Source organism: Betaproteobacteria bacterium (assembly GCA_016720065.1).
GTDB lineage: Bacteria > Pseudomonadota > Gammaproteobacteria > Burkholderiales > Rhodocyclaceae > SSSZ01.
In genome coordinates, this window is sequence record JADJXY010000001.1 from 392332 (window position 1) to 410912 (window position 18581).

At 67.5% G+C, this 18581-nt stretch carries 21 protein-coding genes and 1 pseudogene; 18 read left to right on the plus strand and 4 right to left on the minus strand.

Annotation, left to right across the window (positions count from 1 at the left end; all coding sequences use genetic code 11):
• Nucleotides 1-5 precede the first annotated feature (5 nt).
• Nucleotides 6-1460, minus strand: a complete 1455-nt coding sequence (locus tag IPM73_01815; protein ID MBK8916828.1) for a PDZ domain-containing protein — start codon at nucleotides 1458-1460, stop codon at nucleotides 6-8.
• Nucleotides 1442-2881, minus strand: coding sequence for a peptidoglycan DD-metalloendopeptidase family protein (locus tag IPM73_01820; GenBank protein ID MBK8916829.1), 1440 nt, complete (start codon nucleotides 2879-2881; stop codon nucleotides 1442-1444). The genes IPM73_01815 and IPM73_01820 overlap by 19 nt, the downstream gene beginning before the upstream one ends.
• A 60-nt stretch (nucleotides 2882-2941) precedes the next feature.
• Here IPM73_01820 and IPM73_01825 point away from each other — a divergent pair, with 60 nt between their 5' ends.
• From IPM73_01825 to IPM73_01860, 8 genes and pseudogenes are all read left to right on the plus strand, one after another.
• A complete protein-coding gene (locus IPM73_01825) occupies nucleotides 2942-3235 on the plus strand; it encodes a winged helix-turn-helix transcriptional regulator (GenBank protein ID MBK8916830.1) in 294 nt (97 codons plus the stop codon).
• 11 nt (nucleotides 3236-3246) lie between these two features.
• The gene (locus tag IPM73_01830; protein ID MBK8916831.1) at nucleotides 3247-3663 is read left to right on the plus strand and encodes a rhodanese-like domain-containing protein; all 417 of its coding nucleotides are present in this window, start codon (nucleotides 3247-3249) and stop codon (nucleotides 3661-3663) included.
• A gap of 46 nt (nucleotides 3664-3709) precedes the next feature.
• On the plus strand, nucleotides 3710-3979 hold the full coding sequence (grxC, locus tag IPM73_01835; protein ID MBK8916832.1) for a glutaredoxin 3: 270 nt from the start codon (nucleotides 3710-3712) through the stop codon (nucleotides 3977-3979).
• Between the two features lie 28 nt (nucleotides 3980-4007).
• On the plus strand, nucleotides 4008-4475 hold the full coding sequence (gene secB / locus IPM73_01840; protein ID MBK8916833.1) for a protein-export chaperone SecB: 468 nt from the start codon (nucleotides 4008-4010) through the stop codon (nucleotides 4473-4475).
• A gap of 3 nt (nucleotides 4476-4478) precedes the next feature.
• Nucleotides 4479-4922 carry a hypothetical protein gene (locus tag IPM73_01845; protein ID MBK8916834.1) on the plus strand — a complete coding sequence of 148 codons (444 nt, stop codon included), beginning with the start codon at nucleotides 4479-4481 and terminating at the stop codon, nucleotides 4920-4922.
• A 10-nt stretch (nucleotides 4923-4932) separates the two neighbouring features.
• Nucleotides 4933-5923 (plus strand): annotated as a pseudogene (locus IPM73_01850) (NAD(P)-dependent glycerol-3-phosphate dehydrogenase).
• Between the two features lie 194 nt (nucleotides 5924-6117).
• Entirely contained in the window at nucleotides 6118-6366 is a 249-nt protein-coding gene (locus IPM73_01855; GenBank protein MBK8916835.1) for a UPF0175 family protein, read from the plus strand.
• Complete coding sequence (locus tag IPM73_01860; GenBank protein ID MBK8916836.1) at nucleotides 6363-6857, plus strand: DUF3368 domain-containing protein; 495 nt, start codon at nucleotides 6363-6365, stop codon at nucleotides 6855-6857. The genes IPM73_01855 and IPM73_01860 overlap by 4 nt, the downstream gene beginning before the upstream one ends.
• Before the next feature lie 138 nt (nucleotides 6858-6995).
• Here IPM73_01860 and IPM73_01865 read toward each other — a convergent pair whose 3' ends face one another.
• A complete protein-coding gene (locus tag IPM73_01865; GenBank protein MBK8916837.1) occupies nucleotides 6996-7886 on the minus strand; it encodes an alpha/beta hydrolase in 891 nt (296 codons plus the stop codon).
• Nucleotides 7883-8374 carry a tRNA (cytidine(34)-2'-O)-methyltransferase gene (locus tag IPM73_01870; protein ID MBK8916838.1) on the minus strand — a complete coding sequence of 164 codons (492 nt, stop codon included), beginning with the start codon at nucleotides 8372-8374 and terminating at the stop codon, nucleotides 7883-7885. The genes IPM73_01865 and IPM73_01870 overlap by 4 nt, the downstream gene beginning before the upstream one ends.
• 97 nt (nucleotides 8375-8471) lie before the next feature.
• On the opposite strand from IPM73_01870, the gene tadA reads away from it, so the two are divergent.
• From tadA to IPM73_01920, 10 genes are all read left to right on the plus strand, one after another.
• Entirely contained in the window at nucleotides 8472-10181 is a 1710-nt protein-coding gene (gene tadA, locus IPM73_01875; GenBank protein ID MBK8916839.1) for a Flp pilus assembly complex ATPase component TadA, read from the plus strand.
• A gap of 121 nt (nucleotides 10182-10302) precedes the next feature.
• Nucleotides 10303-11517: a type II secretion system F family protein gene (locus IPM73_01880; GenBank protein MBK8916840.1), complete on the plus strand. Its 1215-nt coding sequence runs from the start codon at nucleotides 10303-10305 to the stop codon at nucleotides 11515-11517.
• A gap of 8 nt (nucleotides 11518-11525) precedes the next feature.
• Nucleotides 11526-12038 carry a prepilin-type N-terminal cleavage/methylation domain-containing protein gene (locus tag IPM73_01885; protein ID MBK8916841.1) on the plus strand — a complete coding sequence of 171 codons (513 nt, stop codon included), beginning with the start codon at nucleotides 11526-11528 and terminating at the stop codon, nucleotides 12036-12038.
• Nucleotides 12039-12137: 99 nt separating this feature from the next.
• Nucleotides 12138-12653, plus strand: a complete 516-nt coding sequence (locus IPM73_01890; protein ID MBK8916842.1) for a prepilin-type N-terminal cleavage/methylation domain-containing protein — start codon at nucleotides 12138-12140, stop codon at nucleotides 12651-12653.
• A 31-nt stretch (nucleotides 12654-12684) separates the two neighbouring features.
• Nucleotides 12685-13122 (plus strand): type II secretion system protein, encoded by a 438-nt coding sequence (locus IPM73_01895; protein ID MBK8916843.1) that lies wholly within the window; start codon nucleotides 12685-12687, stop codon nucleotides 13120-13122.
• Nucleotides 13123-13226: 104 nt separating this feature from the next.
• Nucleotides 13227-13676, plus strand: coding sequence for a type II secretion system protein (locus tag IPM73_01900; protein ID MBK8916844.1), 450 nt, complete (start codon nucleotides 13227-13229; stop codon nucleotides 13674-13676).
• On the plus strand, nucleotides 13666-14262 hold the full coding sequence (locus IPM73_01905; GenBank protein MBK8916845.1) for a type II secretion system protein: 597 nt from the start codon (nucleotides 13666-13668) through the stop codon (nucleotides 14260-14262). The genes IPM73_01900 and IPM73_01905 overlap by 11 nt, the downstream gene beginning before the upstream one ends.
• The gene (locus IPM73_01910) at nucleotides 14246-15070 is read left to right on the plus strand and encodes a prepilin-type N-terminal cleavage/methylation domain-containing protein (GenBank protein ID MBK8916846.1); all 825 of its coding nucleotides are present in this window, start codon (nucleotides 14246-14248) and stop codon (nucleotides 15068-15070) included. The genes IPM73_01905 and IPM73_01910 overlap by 17 nt, the downstream gene beginning before the upstream one ends.
• Nucleotides 15067-15549: an agglutinin biogenesis protein MshP gene (locus tag IPM73_01915; GenBank protein ID MBK8916847.1), complete on the plus strand. Its 483-nt coding sequence runs from the start codon at nucleotides 15067-15069 to the stop codon at nucleotides 15547-15549. The genes IPM73_01910 and IPM73_01915 overlap by 4 nt, the downstream gene beginning before the upstream one ends.
• Complete coding sequence (locus IPM73_01920) at nucleotides 15539-18520, plus strand: hypothetical protein (GenBank protein MBK8916848.1); 2982 nt, start codon at nucleotides 15539-15541, stop codon at nucleotides 18518-18520. The genes IPM73_01915 and IPM73_01920 overlap by 11 nt, the downstream gene beginning before the upstream one ends.
• Nucleotides 18521-18581: the final 61 nt, after the last annotated feature.

Consider the following 18581-nt stretch of genomic DNA (forward strand, 5'->3'; position numbering starts at 1 on the left):
CGAAACTACTGGGTCTTATTCTGCATGATCTGCAGACCCTTGAGAAGGTTGAGGGCCTGGGCGAACTGGTAGTCGCCCTTGCCCGCGTATTCGACCCGGGGCGGCAGTTCGTCCTCGGCTTCTTCCTTCTTGTCCCCACCCTTGCCGGGTTTGGGCTGGGTCTTGGGGGACGGTTTGGCTTCCGGCTTGGCCTCGGGCTTGGGCGCCTCCTTGGACGCTTCGCCATCGCGGTCGTTGTTGAGGTGGCGTTCGAGGTCCGCTTCGCGCACCCGGGCATTGGCCATGGGGGTGCCGTTGGCCGTCTCCTCGACCACGATGTCGGGAACGATGCCCTTGGCCTGGATCGAGCGGCCGCTGGGCGTGTAGTAGCGTGCCGTGGTGAGCTTGATGGCGGTATTGCCGGGCAGGGGCAGGACCGTCTGGACGGAACCCTTGCCGAAGGTCTGGGTGCCCATGATGACGGCCCGCTTGTGATCCTGCAGGGCCCCGGCGACGATCTCGGAGGCGGAAGCCGAACCGCTATTGACCAGGACCACCATGGGCACTTTCTTGATCTCCGCCGGCAGTCCCTTCAGATAATCTTCCTTGGTGCCGCGCAGGTAGTCGGAGGGGCGGGCCAGGAACTCCTGCTTGGCGTCCTCGGTGCGGCCGTCGGTGGAAACCACCTTGGCGTTGGGGGGCAGGAAGGCGGCGGATACGCCGACGGCGCCGTTGAGCAGGCCGCCCGGATCGTTGCGCAGATCGAGGATCAGGCCCTTCAGGCTGCCTTGCTTGTAAAGATCGCCCAGGTGCTTGACCAGGCTGGCGCCGGTGGTTTCCTGGAACTGGGTGATGCGTACCCAGCCGTAGCCGGGTTCCACCACCTTGGACTTCACGCTCTGCACCTTGATGACTTCCCGCACCAGGGTGATTTCGATGGGCTTGGCTTCGCCCTTCCTGATGATCGACAGCTTGATCGGCGTCTTGGGCTTGCCGCGCATCTTCTTGACTGCGTCATTGAGGGTCATGCCCTTCACCAGCGCATCGTCCAGCTTGAAGATGAGGTCGCCGGCCTTGATGCCGGCGCGGTAGGCGGGGGTGTCCTCGATGGGCGACACCACCTTGACCAGGCCGTCCTCCATGCCCACCTCGATGCCCAGGCCGCCGAATTCGCCCTGGGTCGACACCTGCAAGTCCTTGTAGCCGTCCGGGTCCAGGTAGGAGGAGTGGGGGTCCAGGTTGGAAAGCATGCCCGAGATCGCGTTGGCGATCATCTTCTTGTCCTCCACCGGTTCCACGTAGGCCTGCTTCACCGCATTGTATACAGCGGCGAAGGTACGCAGATCGTCGATGGGCAGGCCGGCACCGGGGGCGTCCTTTTCTGCCAGGGCGGGGAGATGCAGGCTGATGAGGGCGCCGGCGAGGAAACCGCCCAGGGCCAAGGAGATGGTTTTGACTTTGCTCATTTCAAACTGGCCCATTTCATGGGGTCTACGGGTTGCCCCTGGTGACGAAGCTCGAAGTATAAACCGGAATCCGGATTGCCCCCGCTGTTGCCCACGGTGGCCACGGTCTCGCCGCCGCGCACGGCTTCGCCCACCTGTTTGAGCAGGGAATCGTTGTTGCCGTAGATGGTCAGGTAGGCGTCGCCATGGTCGATGATGAGCAGATTGCCAAAGCCTCGCATCCATTCCGAAAAGACGACTCTTCCACCCGCCACGGCCTTGACGTCGGCACCGTTGCCGGCGCGGATGAACAGGCCCTTCCAGGAACCGCCGCCTTCCCGGGCGGCGCCGTAACGGCCGGCCAGGGTGCCCCGCACCGGCAGGCGCAGGCTGCCCCGCAGCCGGGCGAAGGCGCCGTTGTTGGCTACGGGTTCGAGACGGTTCTCGGGCTCCGCCGTGCGGGCGGGCGGTGGCCGGGAAGCCTCCGCGGGCGAGGGCGGATCGGCTTCGCCCTGCGCCGGGCGGGCGCGGGCCTGGCGAGCCGCCTGAGCCGCCCGGGCTTCCTGGGCCGCCTTGGCCTCCTGCGCTGCCTTGGCCGCCTGCGCCGCGAGCAGGCGGGAAAGGCGCTCGACCAGTTGTGACATGCGCTTTTCGTTCTGCTCCAGGCTGCCGATTTCCTTGCGTTGACGCTTGACGCGGTCGGCCACCTCGGCCAGGACCGCCTTGCGGTCATTGCGCTGCTTGTGCAATTCCTGGTGCTGGCTCTTCTGTTCCGCCTCTACCTCGGCCAGGGCCTCCGCCTGCTCCCGGGCGCTTGCCGCGAGGGTCTTCTTGCGTTCCAGGGTGGCTCCGATTTCCCCCACCAGTTCCGCCCGGCTGCGGGCGATGGCCGCCAGGTAATGCAGATCCCGCGCCACCTGATTGGGGTCGTCGCCGTTGAGGGCAATGTGGAGCGAATCCGGGTTGCCGCGCAGGTACTGGCGGTAGAGCAGCTTCTCCAACTGCGCCTGCTGCTGGTTCAGGGTGGCGCCCAGATCCTGGGACTGGCGCCCCAGATCGTTTAGGCGGGCCTGCAATTCGCCGCGCTGGTTGCCCAGGCGATGCAGGCTGCGCTGGAGATTGGAGATTTCCCGTTCCGACTCGCGCAGGCGGTCGGCGGCGTCGGCCCGGTTTTCCTCGCTGCTGGCGAGATCCTTGCGCAGGGCCTCGATGCGCCCGCGCAATTCCTGCAAATCCGCCTGGCGGTCGGCGATTTCCGGCGCGGCGACGGGGGGCGGGGTGGAACGGCTCTTGACCGCGCGGGGCTTGGCCTTCTGCTCGGCGGCGCCGGCAGGCAAGGCGAACGCCAGGGCGGCGGCGAGGTAGAGGACGGCGTAAGGCAAGGGGGAGGAAAGGCGGGATGCGTTCCGGAAAGCGCTTCGGGACGCAGGAAAGCTCTGTGCAAACGATTTGACTATTTTATAATCAACCCCCCAACCCCATAGAGGTTTTCCGTGGAAAAACCCGCTTTCAACCTGATGGACAAGCAGGAACACATCGAAACGGCAGCCCGGGCCCTCAAGGCCATCGCCCACCCCTTGCGGCTCAAGATTCTCTGCGTCCTCGGCGACCAGGAAGCCTGTGTCCAGGAAATCGTCGAGGCGGTCGGGACTTCGCAGAGCAACATCTCGCAGCACCTGGCCATCCTGCGTGAGAAGGACGTGCTCCTCACGCGCAAGGATGCCAACCGCGTTTACTACCGTGTCGGCGACGCCCGCATACTTCAGCTCATCGGCATGATGCGCGAAGTGTTCTGCGGCGAAGACGACTGAACAAGGCAGCCATGGAATTCATCAATCAGAACATCCTCCTCATCGGCGTCGTCGTCACCAGCGGCCTCTCCCTCGCCTGGCAGTTTCTGGCCAAGAACGCCGCGGGCCTCAACCCCGCCCAGGTCACCCTGCTCATCAACCGGGAGGATGCCGTGGTCGTCGATGTGCGTGAAGCCGACGAGTTCGCCTCCGGCCACCTGCCGGAAGCGCGCCACATCCCCGCCGGCAAGCTCGGCGAACGCCTGGGTGAAATCGAAAAGTTCAAGGAGCGCCCGGTCATCCTCTGCTGCGCTTCGGGCATCCGCTCGGCCAAGGCCTGCGGCGAACTGAAGAAGGCCGGTTTTGCCCGCCCCTACAGCCTCGACGGCGGTTTCGACGCCTGGCGCCAGGCGGGCCTGCCGGTGCGCAAGGGCAGCCGCGGCAAGTGAGCGTGCCCCTGCGCCAGGCCTTCGCTGGGCTTCCGGTTCATCGGCCATGAAGCCCCGCGTCCTCATGTACACCACCGCGGTGTGCCCCTACTGCATCCGCGCCAAGCAGTTGCTGGCGGCCCGGGGGGTCAGCGCCATCGACGAGGTGCGGGTGGACCTCGATCCCCAGCGGCGGGATGAAATGATGCAGAAAACACAACGCCGCACCGTTCCCCAAATCTACATCGGCGACACCCACGTCGGCGGCTGCGACGACCTCGTGGCCCTGGACGCCGCGGGCGGATTGTTGCCCTTGCTCCTGGGCGACAACGCCTGAATCCCTTTACTCAACCCGAAAGACCATCATGGATCAGAATCAGCAGCCGGTGTTCAGCATCGAAAAACTCTACGTCAAGGATCTCTCCGTCGAGGTGCCCAACGCCCCCCAGATCTACCTCGAACGGGAGGCTCCCAAGGTCGAGATTACGCTCAACACCCAAGGCACTGGCGTCGGCGACGGCGTCTTCGAAGTGGTCCTGACGGTCACCGTCACCGCCAAGCTGGAAGACAAGACCGTCTTTCTGGTCGAAGTCGGCCAGTCCGGCATCTTCCGCATCCAGAACGTGCCCAACGAGCAGATCGAGCCCCTCATCGCCATCGCCTGCCCCAACATCCTCTACCCCTACGCCCGGGAAGCGGTCTCCGACGCCGTCACCCGCGCCGGCTTCAACGCCATCGTGCTGCAGCCGGTCAATTTCGAAGCCATGTACATGGCCCGCTTGCAACAGCAGCAGGCGGAGCAGGGCGACGCCCCGGCCGCCCCCCTGCAATAAGCCATGGGCGTCCGCGTCGCCGCCGCCCTTGGGGCGCTCCTGGCCGCCGCCCTGCCGGCTTTCGCCGTCGAGTACCGGTCCATCGAGGCTCCGGTGGCGGTGATGTACGACGCCCCCTCGCAGAAGGGCAAGAAGCTCTACCTCATCCGCCGCCACGCCCCGGTGGAAATCGTCGTCCTGCTGGAAGGCTGGACCAAGGTGCGGGACGCCGAAGGCAGCCTCGCCTGGGTCGAGAGCAAGGCCCTGGGCGACCGTCGCACCGTCGTCGTGACTGCCCCGAGGGCCGAAGTCCGTCAGTCCGACAAACCGGAAGCCCCCCTGGTCTTCGAAGCGGAAAAGTGGGTCGCCCTGGATTACCTGGAACCCGCCGCGGCCGGCTGGATCAAGGTCCGCCACAAGGACGGTGCCGGGGGCTACGTGCGCAGCACCCAGGTCTGGGGCTACTGATGTTGACAGCATGAACCTCGCCGTCCTCGCTGCCGGAGCCTGGGGCACCGCCCTGGCCATCGCCTTCGCCGGGCGCCATCGCGTCACCCTCTGGAGCCGCGAAGAGGACGTCGCCGCCGAGCCTCGTCGCCCTGCGCGAAAACCGGCGCTTCCTCCCCGGCTACCCGCTGCCTGAAAGCGTCGCCGTCGCAACCGACCTCGCCCGGGCCGTCGCCGACGCCGAACTCATCGTCGTCGCCACTCCCATCGCCGGCCTGCGGGGCACGGCCGAAGCCTTGGCCGCCTTGGCCTGCACCGTGCCCCTGATCTGGGTGTGCAAGGGCTTCGAAGCGGGCAGCGGCCGCTTGCCTCATCAGGTCGTCGCCGAAGTGCTGGGCGAGGACTTCGTTTGCGGCGTCCTCTCCGGCCCCAGCTTCGCCGAGGAAGTCGCCGCCGGCCAGCCCACCGCCGTCGCCCTTGCCGCCAGGGATTTCGACTTCGCCCGCCGCAGCGCGCGGGAACTCCACACCCCCCGCCTTCGCCTCTACGCCAACGACGATCTGGTCGGCGTCGAAGTCGGTGGCGCGGTCAAGAACGTGCTGGCCATCGCCACCGGCGTGTGCGACGGCCTCGGTCTCGGGCTCAACTCCCGCGCCGCGCTCATGACTCGCGGTCTGGCCGAAATCGCCCGCCTGGGCCTCGCCCTCGGCGCCCGCCGCGAAACCTTCCTGGGCCTCGCCGGCATGGGCGACCTCATCCTCACCTGCACCGGCGACCTCTCCCGCAACCGCCGCGTCGGCCTGGGCCTCGCCCAGGGCAAGAGCCTGGCGCAGATCCTCACCGAACTCGGCCACGTCGCCGAAGGCGTCTACACCGCCCGGGAAGTCGCCCGACTGGCCGCCGAACTGGCCATCGACATGCCCATCTCCACCGCCGTGGCCGCCGTCCTCGACGGCAAGCTCTCCGCCCGCGGCGCCCTGGAACAACTCATGGCGCGGGATCCCAAGGAAGAAATCGCCTGACTCGCAGCCTGTGAATTTTTCGGGCGCGCCCGAGGGGCGTGCACCGGGGGGCGATCAAGGCGCAATGCACAGCTTCGTCGTGCGGCTCGCCCCCCAGCCCGATTCGTCGCCTCGTCGCTCGCCCTCGCCATCGGGGGGTGTAGAAAGTATGATCAAGGGCGGTTGCCGACCCCGAGATTGCGCTGGAGCTCAAGATGAACACGATGATTATCGAATTGCCTGTCGAGGGACTTCCCTCGCCTGCCGAGCTCCCGAGCAACTTCTCTGACGAGGCGCGTTATCTGCTGGCGCTCAAGCTCTTTGAGCAGGGAAGAATTTCTTCCGGCAAGGCTGGGCGGCTGGCGGGCATGGGGCGGGTCGAATTTCTGCTGGCAGCGAGCCGCGATGGCGTGCCCGTCGTGGACATGACCGAGGATGAGATCACCCGGGAATTTTCGGCGTGATGCTTGAACGTGCGGTGGTCAATGCCGGCCCGCTGGTCGCTTTGTCGCTGGTGGGGCGGCTTGATCTTCTGCCTGCGCTGTTCAAGGAATTCTGTATCCCTGAAACGGTATTCCGTGAAGTCGCGCTTGCCGGTCTTGGTCGCCCCGGCGCGGCAGCGCTCGCCGATGAGCCCTGGGCCAAACGGGTGCGGATCTCTCCCGAGCCCGACCCGCTTCTGGTGGTGGAACTCGACGCGGGAGAAGCAAGCGTCATCAGCCTGGCACGTGTCTGCCCCCCGTGCATGGCAATTATCGACGAGAAGCGTGGGCGGCGCATCGCTCACCATGTGTATGGCCTGCCGGTAAAGGGAACGCCAGGCCTGCTTGCAGAAGCCAGGCGACGCGGCCTTCTGAGCGATCTGCGCGCTACGCTGGGCGATTTGAGGCAATCCGGCTACTACCTCTCGGACGCGGTCATCGAAGGTGCCTGCAGGGCAGGCGGCGAAGCCTGAGGGTTGGCGTTCGGCGACTCGTGGCCAGTCAAATCGGATTGCGTCGCTGCCGAGGCGCGCATCCGCGCCCCGATCGCGCCTGGCCAGACGCACAAATCCGGCGTTCATCTTGTCCCGCCAATGACGAAGCAGGCTACGTCAACTTCCTGTCTTCCCTTTCGCTTTCACCGGGCCCAGGTGCCTGGCGAGAAATTCGCCGATCCGCGCCTCATAGGCGGCGGGATGAAAGGCGTGCAGGTCCACGTGGGTCGCGCCCTCGACGCGCCACAATTCCTTGGGGGCGGTAGCGGCGGCGAAGAGTTGCTCGGTCTCGCTCCAGGGGGTGTGGCGGTCCTCGCTGCCCGCGGCGATGAGGACGGGGGCCTGGAGCCCCGCGATGGCCGAGACGGGCCGCAATGCCTCGGGGGGAATATCCAGGCGCAGGGGCAGTTGCCAGAGCAGGAGCGGGGCGAGCAGCTTGCCCGCGGGGCCGACGTGCAGCGCGAGGCGGTTGGCGACGGCCTGTTCGATGGTGGGGTAGAGGGATTCCAGGACCACGGCCGCCGGCGGCGGCTGCGGCTGGGCGAGGACGGTGGCCGCAGCCCCCAGGGAAACGGCGATGATGGCCACCGGCTCCCCCGGCAACTGCTGGCGCAGGAAGGCCAGGGCCGCCGGGACGCCGGTGCTTTCCCGGGTGCCGAAGGTGATGCGTTCCCCCGGACTCTCGCCGTGGGCTTGCTGGTCGATCAACAGGGTGGCGTAGCCCGCGCGGGCCAGGAAGCGGGCGCGGGCGAGCATCTGCCGCCGGTCCGAGCGCACGCCGTGGAGCAGCAGCACCGCCCCACGGCCGGGTTGGCCGGGGCTGACCCAGCCCACGAGGGGCTCGCCTTGGGGGACGGGGATGGTCACGGTGCGGGCCGGGAAATCCGGCGGGGGCGGGCCGACGGGGCGCGGGACGGGGCGGCTGAGGACTTCTCCAGCCGCCACCAGGACCAGGGCGGCGGCCAGGAGGGCGAGGGCGATGCCAATGCGCCAGCCGCGCCGGGTCACGGCCGGAGCCCGGTAGGCGAGGTGTCGCCCAGGGAGGCGAAGCCGTTCTGCCGCCAGGCCTCGAACACCGTGACGGCGACGGCGTTGGAAAGGTTGAGGCTGCGCTGGCCTGGGCGCATGGGCAGGCGCAGGCGGTGCCCGGACGGGAAAGTCTCGAGCACGGCCGTCGGCAGCCCTGCGGTCTCGCAGCCGAACACGAAGGCATCGCCCGGTCGCAGGGCCAGGTCGAAGGGGCTGCGCTCGCCCCGGGTGCTCATGGCGAAAAGGCGCCGCCCGGCCAGGGCCGCGGCGCAACTTGCCCAGTCCGGGTGGCGCAGGACGCGGGCGGTTTCGTGGTAATCCAAGCCGGCCCGGCGCAAGGACTTGTCGCTGAAATCGAAGCCCAGGGGTTCGACCAGATGCAAATCGGCGCCGGTGTTGGCGCACAGGCGGATGACGTTGCCCGTATTGGGGGGGATTTCAGGATGGACGAGGACGACGGCGAACACTTGTCAGCGTGGGGGAAAAGGGGTAAGTTCCGCCCAAGTAAAAATATCGTTAATTCAGGGTATTAACGAAAACTCTTAAGGTGGGTTGGAGGAGGGGATGCCGGCACCGCAGAAGGTTCGCCTCGGCGATCTGTTGATTGAGCAAGGCCTGCTCACGGAGGAGCAGCTCAAACTCGCCCTCGACCGGCAGCGGGCCACCGGGCGCAAGCTGGGACGCATTTTCGTCGAAAGCGGCTATGTGACGGAAGAGGGCATCTCTCAGGCCCTGGCGCGACAGTTGCGCATTCCCTTCCTCGATCTGCGCAGTTTTACGCCCAAGCCGGACCTCATCCGACTGCTTCCCGAAGCCCAGGCCCGCCGCTTCCGCGCCCTGGTGCTGGATGAGCCGGGCTCCGGCCTTCTGCGGGTAGGCCTGTCCGACCCCACCGACCTGCAGGCCTACGACGAGATCAGCCGGGTGGTCAAACGCGAGATCGAACTCGCCGTGGTGACCGAATCGCAACTGCTGGCCATGATCGACCGGGTCTATCACCGGGGCGAGCAGATCACCGGTCTGGCCAAGGAACTGACCGCGGAACTGGGCGACGTGCCGGTGGAGTTCGGCGACCTCCTGGGCCTCACCCAGGGGGCCGAGGACGCCCCGGTGGTCAAGCTGTTGCAGACCGTGTTCGAGGAAGCCATGCGCCTGCGGGCCTCGGACATCCACGTCGAACCCCAGGAAAAGGGGCTGCGCATCCGCTTCCGCATCGACGGCGTGCTGCACGTGCAGACCGAGGCGGACGCCAAGATCGCCAGCGCCGTCACCCTGCGCCTCAAGCTCATGTCGGGCCTCGACATTTCGGAAAAACGCCTGCCCCAGGACGGCCGCTTCAATATCAAGGTGCGTGGCACCCCGGTGGATGTGCGCATATCGACCCTGCCCGGCCAGTACGGCGAGTCGGTGGTCATGCGGCTGCTCAACCAGAACACCGGCCTCTTGTCCCTGGACCGCATCGGCATGGCGCCGCGGGTGCTGGAGCGCTTCCGTCATGCCCTCACCCGGCCCAGCGGCATGGTCCTGGTCACCGGCCCCACGGGTTCCGGCAAGACCACCACCCTCTACGCCGCCCTGAACGAGTTGAACAGCACGGAAAAGAAGGTCATCACCGTGGAAGACCCGGTGGAGTACCGTCTTCCCGGCCTCAACCAGGTGCAGGTACACGAAAAGATCGACCTCACCTTTTCCCGCGTCCTGCGCACCGTGCTGCGCCAGGATCCGGACATCGTCCTCATCGGCGAAATGCGCGACCAGGAGACGGCGGAAATCGGCATGCGGGCCGCCATGACCGGCCACCTGGTGCTGTCCACCCTGCACACCAACGACGCCATCACCACGCCCATCCGCCTCCTGGACATGGGCGTGCCGCGCTACATGGTCGCCCTCTCGGTGCATATGGTCCTGGCGCAGCGGCTGGTGCGGCTCATTTGCGGCAATTGCAAGGAGGCCTACACGCCGACCCCGGGCGAGCACGAATGGCTGCGCTACGAACTGGGCGATGGCGTCGATGCCCGCTCCTACGTCCACGGCCGCGGCTGTAGCCATTGCAGCGGCACCGGCTACCAGGGGCGCATCGGCGTGTATGAGTTCCTGGAAATGAGCAGCGAACTGGTCGAGGCCCTCAATCACGAAGACCCCGGCGTCTTCATGCAGGCCGCCCGCCGCCAGATGGCCGGCGAAACCCTGCGGCGCGACGCGGTGCGCCTGGTGGTCGAAGGCCGCACCACGGTGGCCGAAGCCATGCGTATCAGCAACCAGTTCGAGGACTGAGAGGCTGTGAAAATTCCCTTCGCCCCCGTTCACGCGCGCCCCGGAAAAGGGCAGGCGCTGACGCCCGCCCCCCGCGCCTCCCTGGCCGCCGCCGGCCGTCCCCGCCGGCAGGAGGCCTGACATGCCCCGCTACGCCTACCGCGGCCGCCGGGGCGGCGACGCCGTGCAGGGCGTGCTGGAAGGTGCAAGCGCCGCGGCGGTCGCCGAATTGCTCCAGGGCCAGGGGGTCGTTCCCCTCGACATATCCGAGAGCGCCGACGTGGGCGCCGGGTTCGAGATCAACCTCTTCAAGCCCCAGGTCGGACACCTGGACCTGCTGCTCTTCTCGCGCCAGATCCACACCCTGCTCAAGGCCGGCGTGCCCATCATGCGGGCCCTCAACGGCTTGCAGGAATCGGCCATCAACCCGGCCATGAAGGACGTCATCAAGGACGTGCGCGAAAGCCTGGAAGCGGGCCGCGAGCTGTCGCTGTCCCTCGGCCGCCACCCCAAGGTCTTTTCCCCCTTCTACCTTTCCATGGTGCGGGTGGGCGAATCCACCGGGCTCTTGGAGGAGGTCTTCTTCCGGCTCTTCGAGCACCTGGAGTTCGAGCGCTTCATGCGGGAGCAGGTCAAGTCCGCCCTGCGCTACCCCATGTTCGTCGTCATCGCCATGGCGGCGGCCATCGTCATCATCAACCTCTTCGTCATCCCGGCCTTCGCCAAGGTGTTCAAGGGCTTCGGGGCCGAACTGCCCCTCATGACCCGCATGCTCATCGGCTTTTCCGACTTCATGGTCGCCTGGTGGCCGGCCCTGCTGTTGGGGCTGGTGGCGGGGGCCTTCGCCTTCCGTACCTGGGTACGCACCGACGCCGGCCGTTACCGCTGGGAAGCCATGACCCTGCGCTTTCCCATCGCCGGCAAGATTCTGCGCAAGGCCGCCCTGGCCCGCTTCGCGCGCAGCTTCGCCCTGGGCACCCGCAGCGGCGTGCCGGTCATGCAGGCCCTGGCCAATTCCGCCCAGACCGTCGACAACAGCTACATCGCCCAGCGCATCGACGGCATGCGCGACAGCGTCGAGCGGGGCGAAAGCGTGCTCAGGGCCGGCATCGCCACCGGCATCTTCACGCCCGTCGTGCTGCAGATGATCGCCGTGGGCGAGGAATCCGGCGCCCTCGACGACATGATGGAAGAAATCGGCCAGATGTATCAGGCCGAAGTCGAATACGAACTGAAGACCCTCGGTCAGCAGATCGAGCCCATCCTCATCGTCAGCCTGGGCATCCTCGTCCTCATCCTCGCCCTGGGCGTCTTCCTGCCCATGTGGGATCTGGGCAAGGCCGCCTTCAAGAAGTAGGCCCGGCCATGCCCCGCAAGCCCCCCGCGCCCGGCTTCACCCTCATCGAACTCATCGTCGTCGTCGCTGTGGTGGCGGTCCTGGTGGGGGTCGGGGCCAACCGTCTGGCGGGCTACCAGGAGGCGGCGGAAGCCGCGGCGGCGGAAAGCAGCTTCATCACCCTGCGCGGCGCCCTGCATATCCGTTCGGCCGAACTCATCGCCGCCAACCGCTGGGACGAACTGCGCCGCCTCGCCGCCCGCAACCCCTTCGACATCCTGGAGCAAAAGCCCGCCAGCTACGCCGGCCTCCTCGACGGCGCGGCGGCCCCCGGGCGCTGGTACTACGACGGCCGGGAAGGCGCCGTGGTGTACAAAGTGCAGCGGGACGAACACTTCGGCCCCCCGGCGGCGGGCGGAGAAATGCGCTTCGCCGTCGTGGGCCGCAACACCGCCGGGCAGGCGGTCAGCGGCGAAGGCGTCGCCTACGTCACCCTCCAGGCCCGCGGCGAATACCGCTGGTACGACCGTGTCATCCGTTAGGAGTCCCCCATGCCTTGCCCAAACCCTTACCTTTGTTATAGTGCCTCAGGTTTTGCCCGAGGCGGCCGTAAACCCTCGTCATCCCCCGGAGGAAATCCGATGCCCTTGCGCTCCCGTGGCTTCACCCTCATCGAACTGATCGTCGTCATCATCATCCTCGGCATCCTCGCCGCCGTGGCCCTGCCGCGCTTCGTCGATCTCCAGGTCCAGGCCCGCCAGGCCAAGCTGCAGGGCGCCGTGGGTGCGGTGCGCTCCGGGTCGGTACTCTTCCACGCCCAATGCCTCGCCACCCTGGGGGGGCCCACACCGCCCCCCAACTGCAATTCGCTCACCATGGAAGGGGCCACGGTCACCGGCGTGAATCAATACCCCAGCGCAGATGCTTCGGGCATCGTGCGCGCGGCGGGGCTCAACGCGGGCGCCGCGGGCAGCGGGGTCGATTACGAGACCACCGGCGGGGGCGGCGGCTCGGGTTCCGTGCTCACCATCGCCGTGCCCACCCCCACCAGCGGCTCCTGCCAATTCACCTACACCGCCGCCACCCTTTCGGGAACCCAGGTGGTCGCCCCCGTGGTGACCCTCTCGGGCACCGGCACTTCGACCAATTGCAACTGATCTTCAGCGTTTTTTCGGAAAGGACCACACCATGAACAAAGCACGCGGTTTCACCCTCATCGAACTCATCGTCGTCATCGTCATCCTCGGCATCCTGGCGGCGACGGCCCTGCCCAAGTTCGTCGACCTGAGTTCCGATGCCCGCACCGGCGTCATGAAGGGCGTCGAAGCGTCCATGCGTGGCGCCAATACCATGCTGTACGGCAAGGCGGCCTCCCAGAACAAGCTCTCCGGAACCCAGACCATTTCCGCCACCAGCACGATCAGCGTGGGCATCACCAACGGCTACGCCACCGACACCACCGAACTGGCCAGGGTCATGGACCTGTCCCCCTCGGGCGATTTCAACAATACCGGATCGGCGATCCAGCACAACGGCGCGACCACCATCGCCAGTTGCCAAGTGGCCTATACGGCTGCCGGTGCGGGAGGTACGCCGGGCTATACGACCACGACAAGCGGTTGCTGATCCGGGGTTTCGTGCGCCTGAGCGGGGGTGCCGCCCGGTCGGCCTGTGCCCCCGCTAGCGCCCACAGGCCCTTTGGAATCGTCGCAGCCCCGTCTGCCCTGGCCATGCAGCGCGGTTTCACCCTGACTGAACTGGTGGTGACAATCGTCATCGCCGGCATCCTGGCGGCGGTGGCCCTGCCGCGCTTCTTTGGCGATACCGGCTTCGAAGCGCGCCAGTTCCGTGACGAGACCGTCGCCGCCCTGCGCCTGGCGCAGAAGTCCGCCATCGCCGCCCGGCGCACGGTGTGCGCCAGCTTTTCCGCTTCCCAGGTGGATTTCCGCATTTCCAGCGCCCAGGGGGCCGCGGATTGCTCCACCGGCACCGCCCTGGGGGATCCGGCCGGGGGGGGCGATCTTTCCGTCAGCGCGCCTTCCGGGGTGAGCTTTTCCCCCGTTCCGGCGGCCCTGGTCTTCGATTCCGCCGGGCGGCCGGGGGCGGCGGCGAGCCTCACCGTGGCCGGCCTGGAAAGCCTGCCGGTCGCCGTGGAGGCGGAAACGGGCTATGTGCATTGAGCCCCGCCGGCCCATGGCCGGCGTCACCCTCATCGAGCAGATCGTGTTCATCGTCATCGTCAGCGTGGGGGTGATCGGCGTGCTGTCCACCCTGGGGCCGGCGCTGCGCTTTTCCGCCGACCCCCAGGTCAGGAAGCAGCAACTGGCAGTGGCCGAAGCGGTGCTGGCCGAAATCCTGCACCAGCCCTTCACCTACTGCGATCCGGACGACGCCAACGCCTCCACCGCGACCCTGTCCGGCACCTCGCCCACCTGCGCCAGCACCGACCAGGACAACGGCGGCGGTGTCCTGGTCCCCATTCCCTCCGGCGAGACGCGCAGCGCCACCGCTCCCGGCGCCATGTTCGACAACGTGGCCGACTACGCCGGTTACACCCAGAGCAACGTCACCGACCTCAACGGCGGCAATGCCGTGAGCGGCCTGGACGTGAGCGTCGCGGTCAGCCGCATCGGCGCCGCCTACAGCGCCGGGGGCAGTCCCCTGCCGGCGGGGGCGGCCTTGAAGATCGACGTGACGGTCAGCGGCGGCGGTGCCGAAGCCCTGACCCTGAGCGGCTACCGCTTCCGCTATGCGCCCCTGTACTGATTCCCGCGCTGCCGGCGGCTTCACCCTGGTGGAGATGATCGTCTCCATCGTGGTGGCCGGGGTGCTGCTCGCCCTGGTGGGCATGTTCGGGCGCTGGCAGATCCAGTCCTATTTCGACCTTGCCAGCCGTGCCGCCCTCACCGACGCGGCCGACACCGCCGTGCGCCGCATCAGCCGGGAACTCCAGACGGCCCTGCCCAACAGCGTGCGGGCCAGCGGCAACTATCTCGAATACATTCCCATCAGGGACGCCGGCCGCTACCGCGCCGAGAGTGACGGGAGCGGCAGCGTCTTCCCCCTCGATTTCGGCAGCACCGCCAGCGCCAGCAAGTTCGACGTCCTGGGACCGACGGTGGCCATCGCCAGCGGCGACCAGGTGGTCGTCTACAACCTGGGCCTGCCCGGTTCCGACGCCTACGCCGGCGCCCCCAACAACCGCCGCACGCCGAGCACCACGGGTGGCGCCCTGAGCCAGGTGGAGTCCGCCACCGCCTTCGCCTTCCCCTACGCTTCGCCGGCCAACCGCTTTCAGGTGGTGGGCAATCCGGTGAGTTTCGAATGCGACCCCGGCGCCGGCGTCATCCGCCGCTACGGCGGCTACGGCTTCCTGCCCAGCCAGCCGGTGGCCGCCGCCACCATGGCCGCCGGCTCCAGCACGCTTCTGGTGGCCCAGGTGGCGGCCTGCTCCTTCGCCTACGAACCCGGCGCCAGCCAGCGCAACGGTATCGTCACCGTGCGCCTCACGCTTTCGGCCAACGACGAGACGGTGCAGGTGCTCAACCAGGTGGAAATCCTCAACACGCCATGATCCACGGCCCTTCCTCCCCCCCGCGGGCCCAGCGCGGCGTGTCCATCCTGACCGCCATCTTTCTGCTCCTGCTCTTCGGGCTCCTCGCCGCCCTCATGGCCAGGGTCATTTCGGCCAGCCACGCCACCGCGGCGGAGGATCTGATCGGCGCCCGCAGCTATCAGGCGGCGCGCGGCGGCGTCGAATGGGGGCTCTACCAGGTGCTCGACCCCAGCAACGCGACGGCAACGGCGCCTAGCGCCGCGCTGCCCGCGTGCTTCGCCAACGGCACCGTGCTCAGCGGCCTCGGCGCGAGCGTGACGGTCGATTGCACCGCCTACGGCCCCTTTACGGAAGGCAGCAAGGCCATCCGCATCTACCGCATCACCGCCACGGCCACCAGCCCCGGCCCCGGTGGGATCAGCGTCGAGCGCCGGGTCGAGGTCACTACCGAGAAGTGCCGCGATGGGGCGAGCAGCACGGCACCCTATGCGTGTTGAAATCTGCCGTCGCAGGACCGCGCGTGCCGTCGCCCTGACGTTCACCGTGCTGGCCTGGGCGGCGCCGCCGGCCCGGGCCGCGGTGACGGAACTCAATTCCTCCGGTGGCACGTCGGCCACCAACGGCCTGCACATCTACATCGAGGATACGACCAAGATGCAGGTGCGCCGGCTCAACAACACGGGTCAGGTCTATCTGCCCTCGGCGGTGCCCCCCAGCAACAGCCTCGACAACGGCATCTTCCTGCGCGCCAACGGGACCATCTACGGTCCCCGCCACACGGTGTCCACCTTCAACACGGCGACGGCCTATCCGATCAGCTCCATCTCGGCGGCTTCCCCGGCCAACCCCATCGCCAACGGCACCACCCAGACCGCCGTGGGCGTCTATGGGGTGACCAGTGGCCCCTTGCTGACCGTAGAGTACAAGTACCTGCGCCCCTACGATTTCGTCACCCTGACGGTCACCCTCGACATTCCGGCCGGCTACCCGGTGAGCGCCGCCAACCCGGTGCGCTACTACCACGCCATCGACACCTATCTGGGGGGCAGCGACAACGGCTGCGGCGTGACCTTCGTGGATAGCAACGGCCGCCGCGTGGTGGGCACCTATCCTCCTTCCTCGGGCAGCTCGTGCCCGTCGAGCAGCAGCATCCCGTCCGGGGTGAGCATCATCGAATCCTTCCGGGAGCGCAGCGGGCAGAATTTCACCCGCTACTGCACGGCGCGCTGGAGCGACTTCTGGGACATCACCAGTCCCTACGCCAACTGCGCCGTCTACAACCCCAGTCAATGGACCAGTTCGGTCACCTCCACCTACCAGGACACCGGGGTGGGCACCGAATACGACTTCACCGCCACCGGCACCTACGTCTTTTCCTACGATTTCGTCATCGGCTCGCCGGCGGTGCCGCCCTACGATCACCTGGAACTGCGCTACGACCCGGGCAGCGCCCTGTGCCCCTTCACCGTGACCGTGCTGGGCTGCACCTCCGCCACCGTTCCCTGCCCGGCGGGAAGCGAACTCAACGCCAACCTGAGCGGCACCCTCACCGCGAGCAGCAGCGGCAGCGTCACCCTGACGCCGTCTTCCGGCGCCTTTTCCATCGCGGCGGGTACGCCCACCGCCACGCTGACTGCCCAGGAATCCACGGCCGGCGCAACGGTCACCCTGGGCGCCAGCGGCCTGAGCACCGCCCCCCTGAACGGCGTGCGCTGCTGGAACGGCAGCAGCGAAACCTGCAGCTTCACTGCCCCGTCGCTGTCCTGCTTCGCCTCCGATCTCGAAGCCTGCAGCAATCTGGTGGGCAGCCCGGCCCGCTGCGGCACCTCGGGCAATCGCCTGTATACCAAGGTCGTCGGCCAGGCTCTGAGCTTCGATCTCGTCGCCCTGAAGGACACGCCCAGGGTGGTCGATACGGCGTTCAACAGTGGCGCGACCACTCCGGTGGACGTGGATCTGGTCAGCAGCGCCGGCACCGCCGTCGATGGCACCACCCGCTGTCCCACGGGAGGGACCGCCCTGCCCGCAGTGATGCCCCAGAAGGTCTTCTTCACCGCCGGACGCCCCGCCTCTGCCACCACCTATACGGTCCCGGCCGGCGAAAATGTCCTGGCCAGGCGCAACGTCTGGGTGCGCTTCAACCAGGGGGCCGGGGGCATCCTGTGCTCCAGCGATCGCTTCGCCATCCGGCCGGCCGCCTTCACCAGTGTGAGTTCCTCGGACGCCAACGCCGACAGCGGCGGAACGAATGCCGCTGCCACGCCGATCCTGCGCGCTGGCAGCACCCCCTTCACCCTGACCGCGGACAGTGCCACGCCGGGTTACGACGGAACGCCCGGCATCGATTCCTCCCTGCTCGAATGGCTCTCGGCCCCCAGCGCCACGGGCAGTCTGAGCGGCAGCTTCATCACCGCCGCCTCGGCGGCCAGCGGCAACGGTGCCAGCGGTTCCGCCTTCCTCTACGACGAAGTGGGGTACTTCCGCATCAAGGCCAAGGGCGTGGTCGACAGTGGCTTCACCGCCGCCTATCAGGACGGTTCCGATACGGTCTGCATCAATACGGCGCCCAATGACTTCCTGAATACGGCCGACAGCAGCGGCAAGGTCGGCTGCAAGTTCGGCAATACCGCCGCCACCGGCCACTTCGGCCGCTTCGTCCCGGATCACTTCGATACCGTCGTCACCCAGGCCTGCGCTGCCGGCGGCTTCACCTACGCCAGCCAGCCCTTCACCGTGGGGATCACCGCCCGCAACGCCGCCGGCGCCACGACCTTGAACTACCACGGGGCCGCAGCCTTCGCCAAGGCCACCACCCTGTCGGCCTGGGACGCGGCCGGCAGCGCCGCCAATCCCGGTCCCGGTGCGCTCATCGGCAGCGCCGTGGCGGCCGGCGCCTTCACCAACGGGGTGGCAAGCGTGGCAACCCCGGCCTACGGCTTCTCCAATTCCGCCACGGTTGCCACCGCGGTGCGGGTCAGGGCCGTGGATGGCGATGGCGTCACCTCCCTGCGCAGCCTTCCCGCGGTGACCGTGGAGGGCGCCGCCCAGGTGAACTCCGGTCGGCTGGTCATCGGCAACGCCTACGGCAACGAATTCCTGCCCCTGCCGGTGCGCTCCGAACTTCAGGTGTGGACCGCCGCCGGCTGGCAGCGCCACGGCGCGGACACCTGCACCACCGTGGTGACGCCCACGGCGGCCAATGGGGGCCTGCTCTTCGCCACCCAGACGCCCCTCAATCAACTGGCGGCGGGGGAGACGACGGCCACCCTGGCTTCTCCGGCCGTATCCGGCAACCTGGGACTGCGCCTGAGCGCCCCGGGGGCCGGCAATTTCGGCTATGTGGACATCGCCGGCTCGGTTTTGCGCGGGGCCAATACCTGGCTTCTGCTCGCGGCGCCCACGTCCCGGGTCTGCTTTGGCAGGTGCGGTCCTCGCGCTGCCCTCATCTATTCGCGCGAGAAATACTAAAAATCGTTGAAATATAATATGTTGCAAGCTATCCTTTCCAAAATACTTTAGTTGGTGGCGG

Excerpts from the sequence above, each read along its gene's own strand:
- IPM73_01895 (MBK8916843.1), top strand. The coding sequence starts at position 12,685 with ATGAACAAAGCACGCGGTTTCACCCTCATCGAACTCATCGTCGTCATC.
- IPM73_01845 (MBK8916834.1), top strand. The coding sequence starts at position 4,479 with ATGGGCGTCCGCGTCGCCGCCGCCCTTGGGGCGCTCCTGGCCGCCGCC.
- IPM73_01815 (MBK8916828.1), bottom strand. The coding sequence starts at position 1,460 with ATGGGCCAGTTTGAAATGAGCAAAGTCAAAACCATCTCCTTGGCCCTG.
- IPM73_01890 (MBK8916842.1), top strand. The coding sequence starts at position 12,138 with ATGCCCTTGCGCTCCCGTGGCTTCACCCTCATCGAACTGATCGTCGTC.
- secB (MBK8916833.1), top strand. The coding sequence starts at position 4,008 with ATGGATCAGAATCAGCAGCCGGTGTTCAGCATCGAAAAACTCTACGTC.
- IPM73_01855 (MBK8916835.1), top strand. The coding sequence starts at position 6,118 with ATGAACACGATGATTATCGAATTGCCTGTCGAGGGACTTCCCTCGCCT.
- grxC (MBK8916832.1), top strand. The coding sequence starts at position 3,710 with ATGAAGCCCCGCGTCCTCATGTACACCACCGCGGTGTGCCCCTACTGC.
- IPM73_01910 (MBK8916846.1), top strand. The coding sequence starts at position 14,246 with ATGCGCCCCTGTACTGATTCCCGCGCTGCCGGCGGCTTCACCCTGGTG.
- IPM73_01900 (MBK8916844.1), top strand. The coding sequence starts at position 13,227 with ATGCAGCGCGGTTTCACCCTGACTGAACTGGTGGTGACAATCGTCATC.
- IPM73_01915 (MBK8916847.1), top strand. The coding sequence starts at position 15,067 with ATGATCCACGGCCCTTCCTCCCCCCCGCGGGCCCAGCGCGGCGTGTCC.
- IPM73_01825 (MBK8916830.1), top strand. The coding sequence starts at position 2,942 with ATGGACAAGCAGGAACACATCGAAACGGCAGCCCGGGCCCTCAAGGCC.
- IPM73_01885 (MBK8916841.1), top strand. The coding sequence starts at position 11,526 with ATGCCCCGCAAGCCCCCCGCGCCCGGCTTCACCCTCATCGAACTCATC.
- IPM73_01880 (MBK8916840.1), top strand. The coding sequence starts at position 10,303 with ATGCCCCGCTACGCCTACCGCGGCCGCCGGGGCGGCGACGCCGTGCAG.
- IPM73_01830 (MBK8916831.1), top strand. The coding sequence starts at position 3,247 with ATGGAATTCATCAATCAGAACATCCTCCTCATCGGCGTCGTCGTCACC.
- IPM73_01920 (MBK8916848.1), top strand. The coding sequence starts at position 15,539 with ATGCGTGTTGAAATCTGCCGTCGCAGGACCGCGCGTGCCGTCGCCCTG.
- tadA (MBK8916839.1), top strand. The coding sequence starts at position 8,472 with ATGCCGGCACCGCAGAAGGTTCGCCTCGGCGATCTGTTGATTGAGCAA.
- IPM73_01905 (MBK8916845.1), top strand. The coding sequence starts at position 13,666 with ATGTGCATTGAGCCCCGCCGGCCCATGGCCGGCGTCACCCTCATCGAG.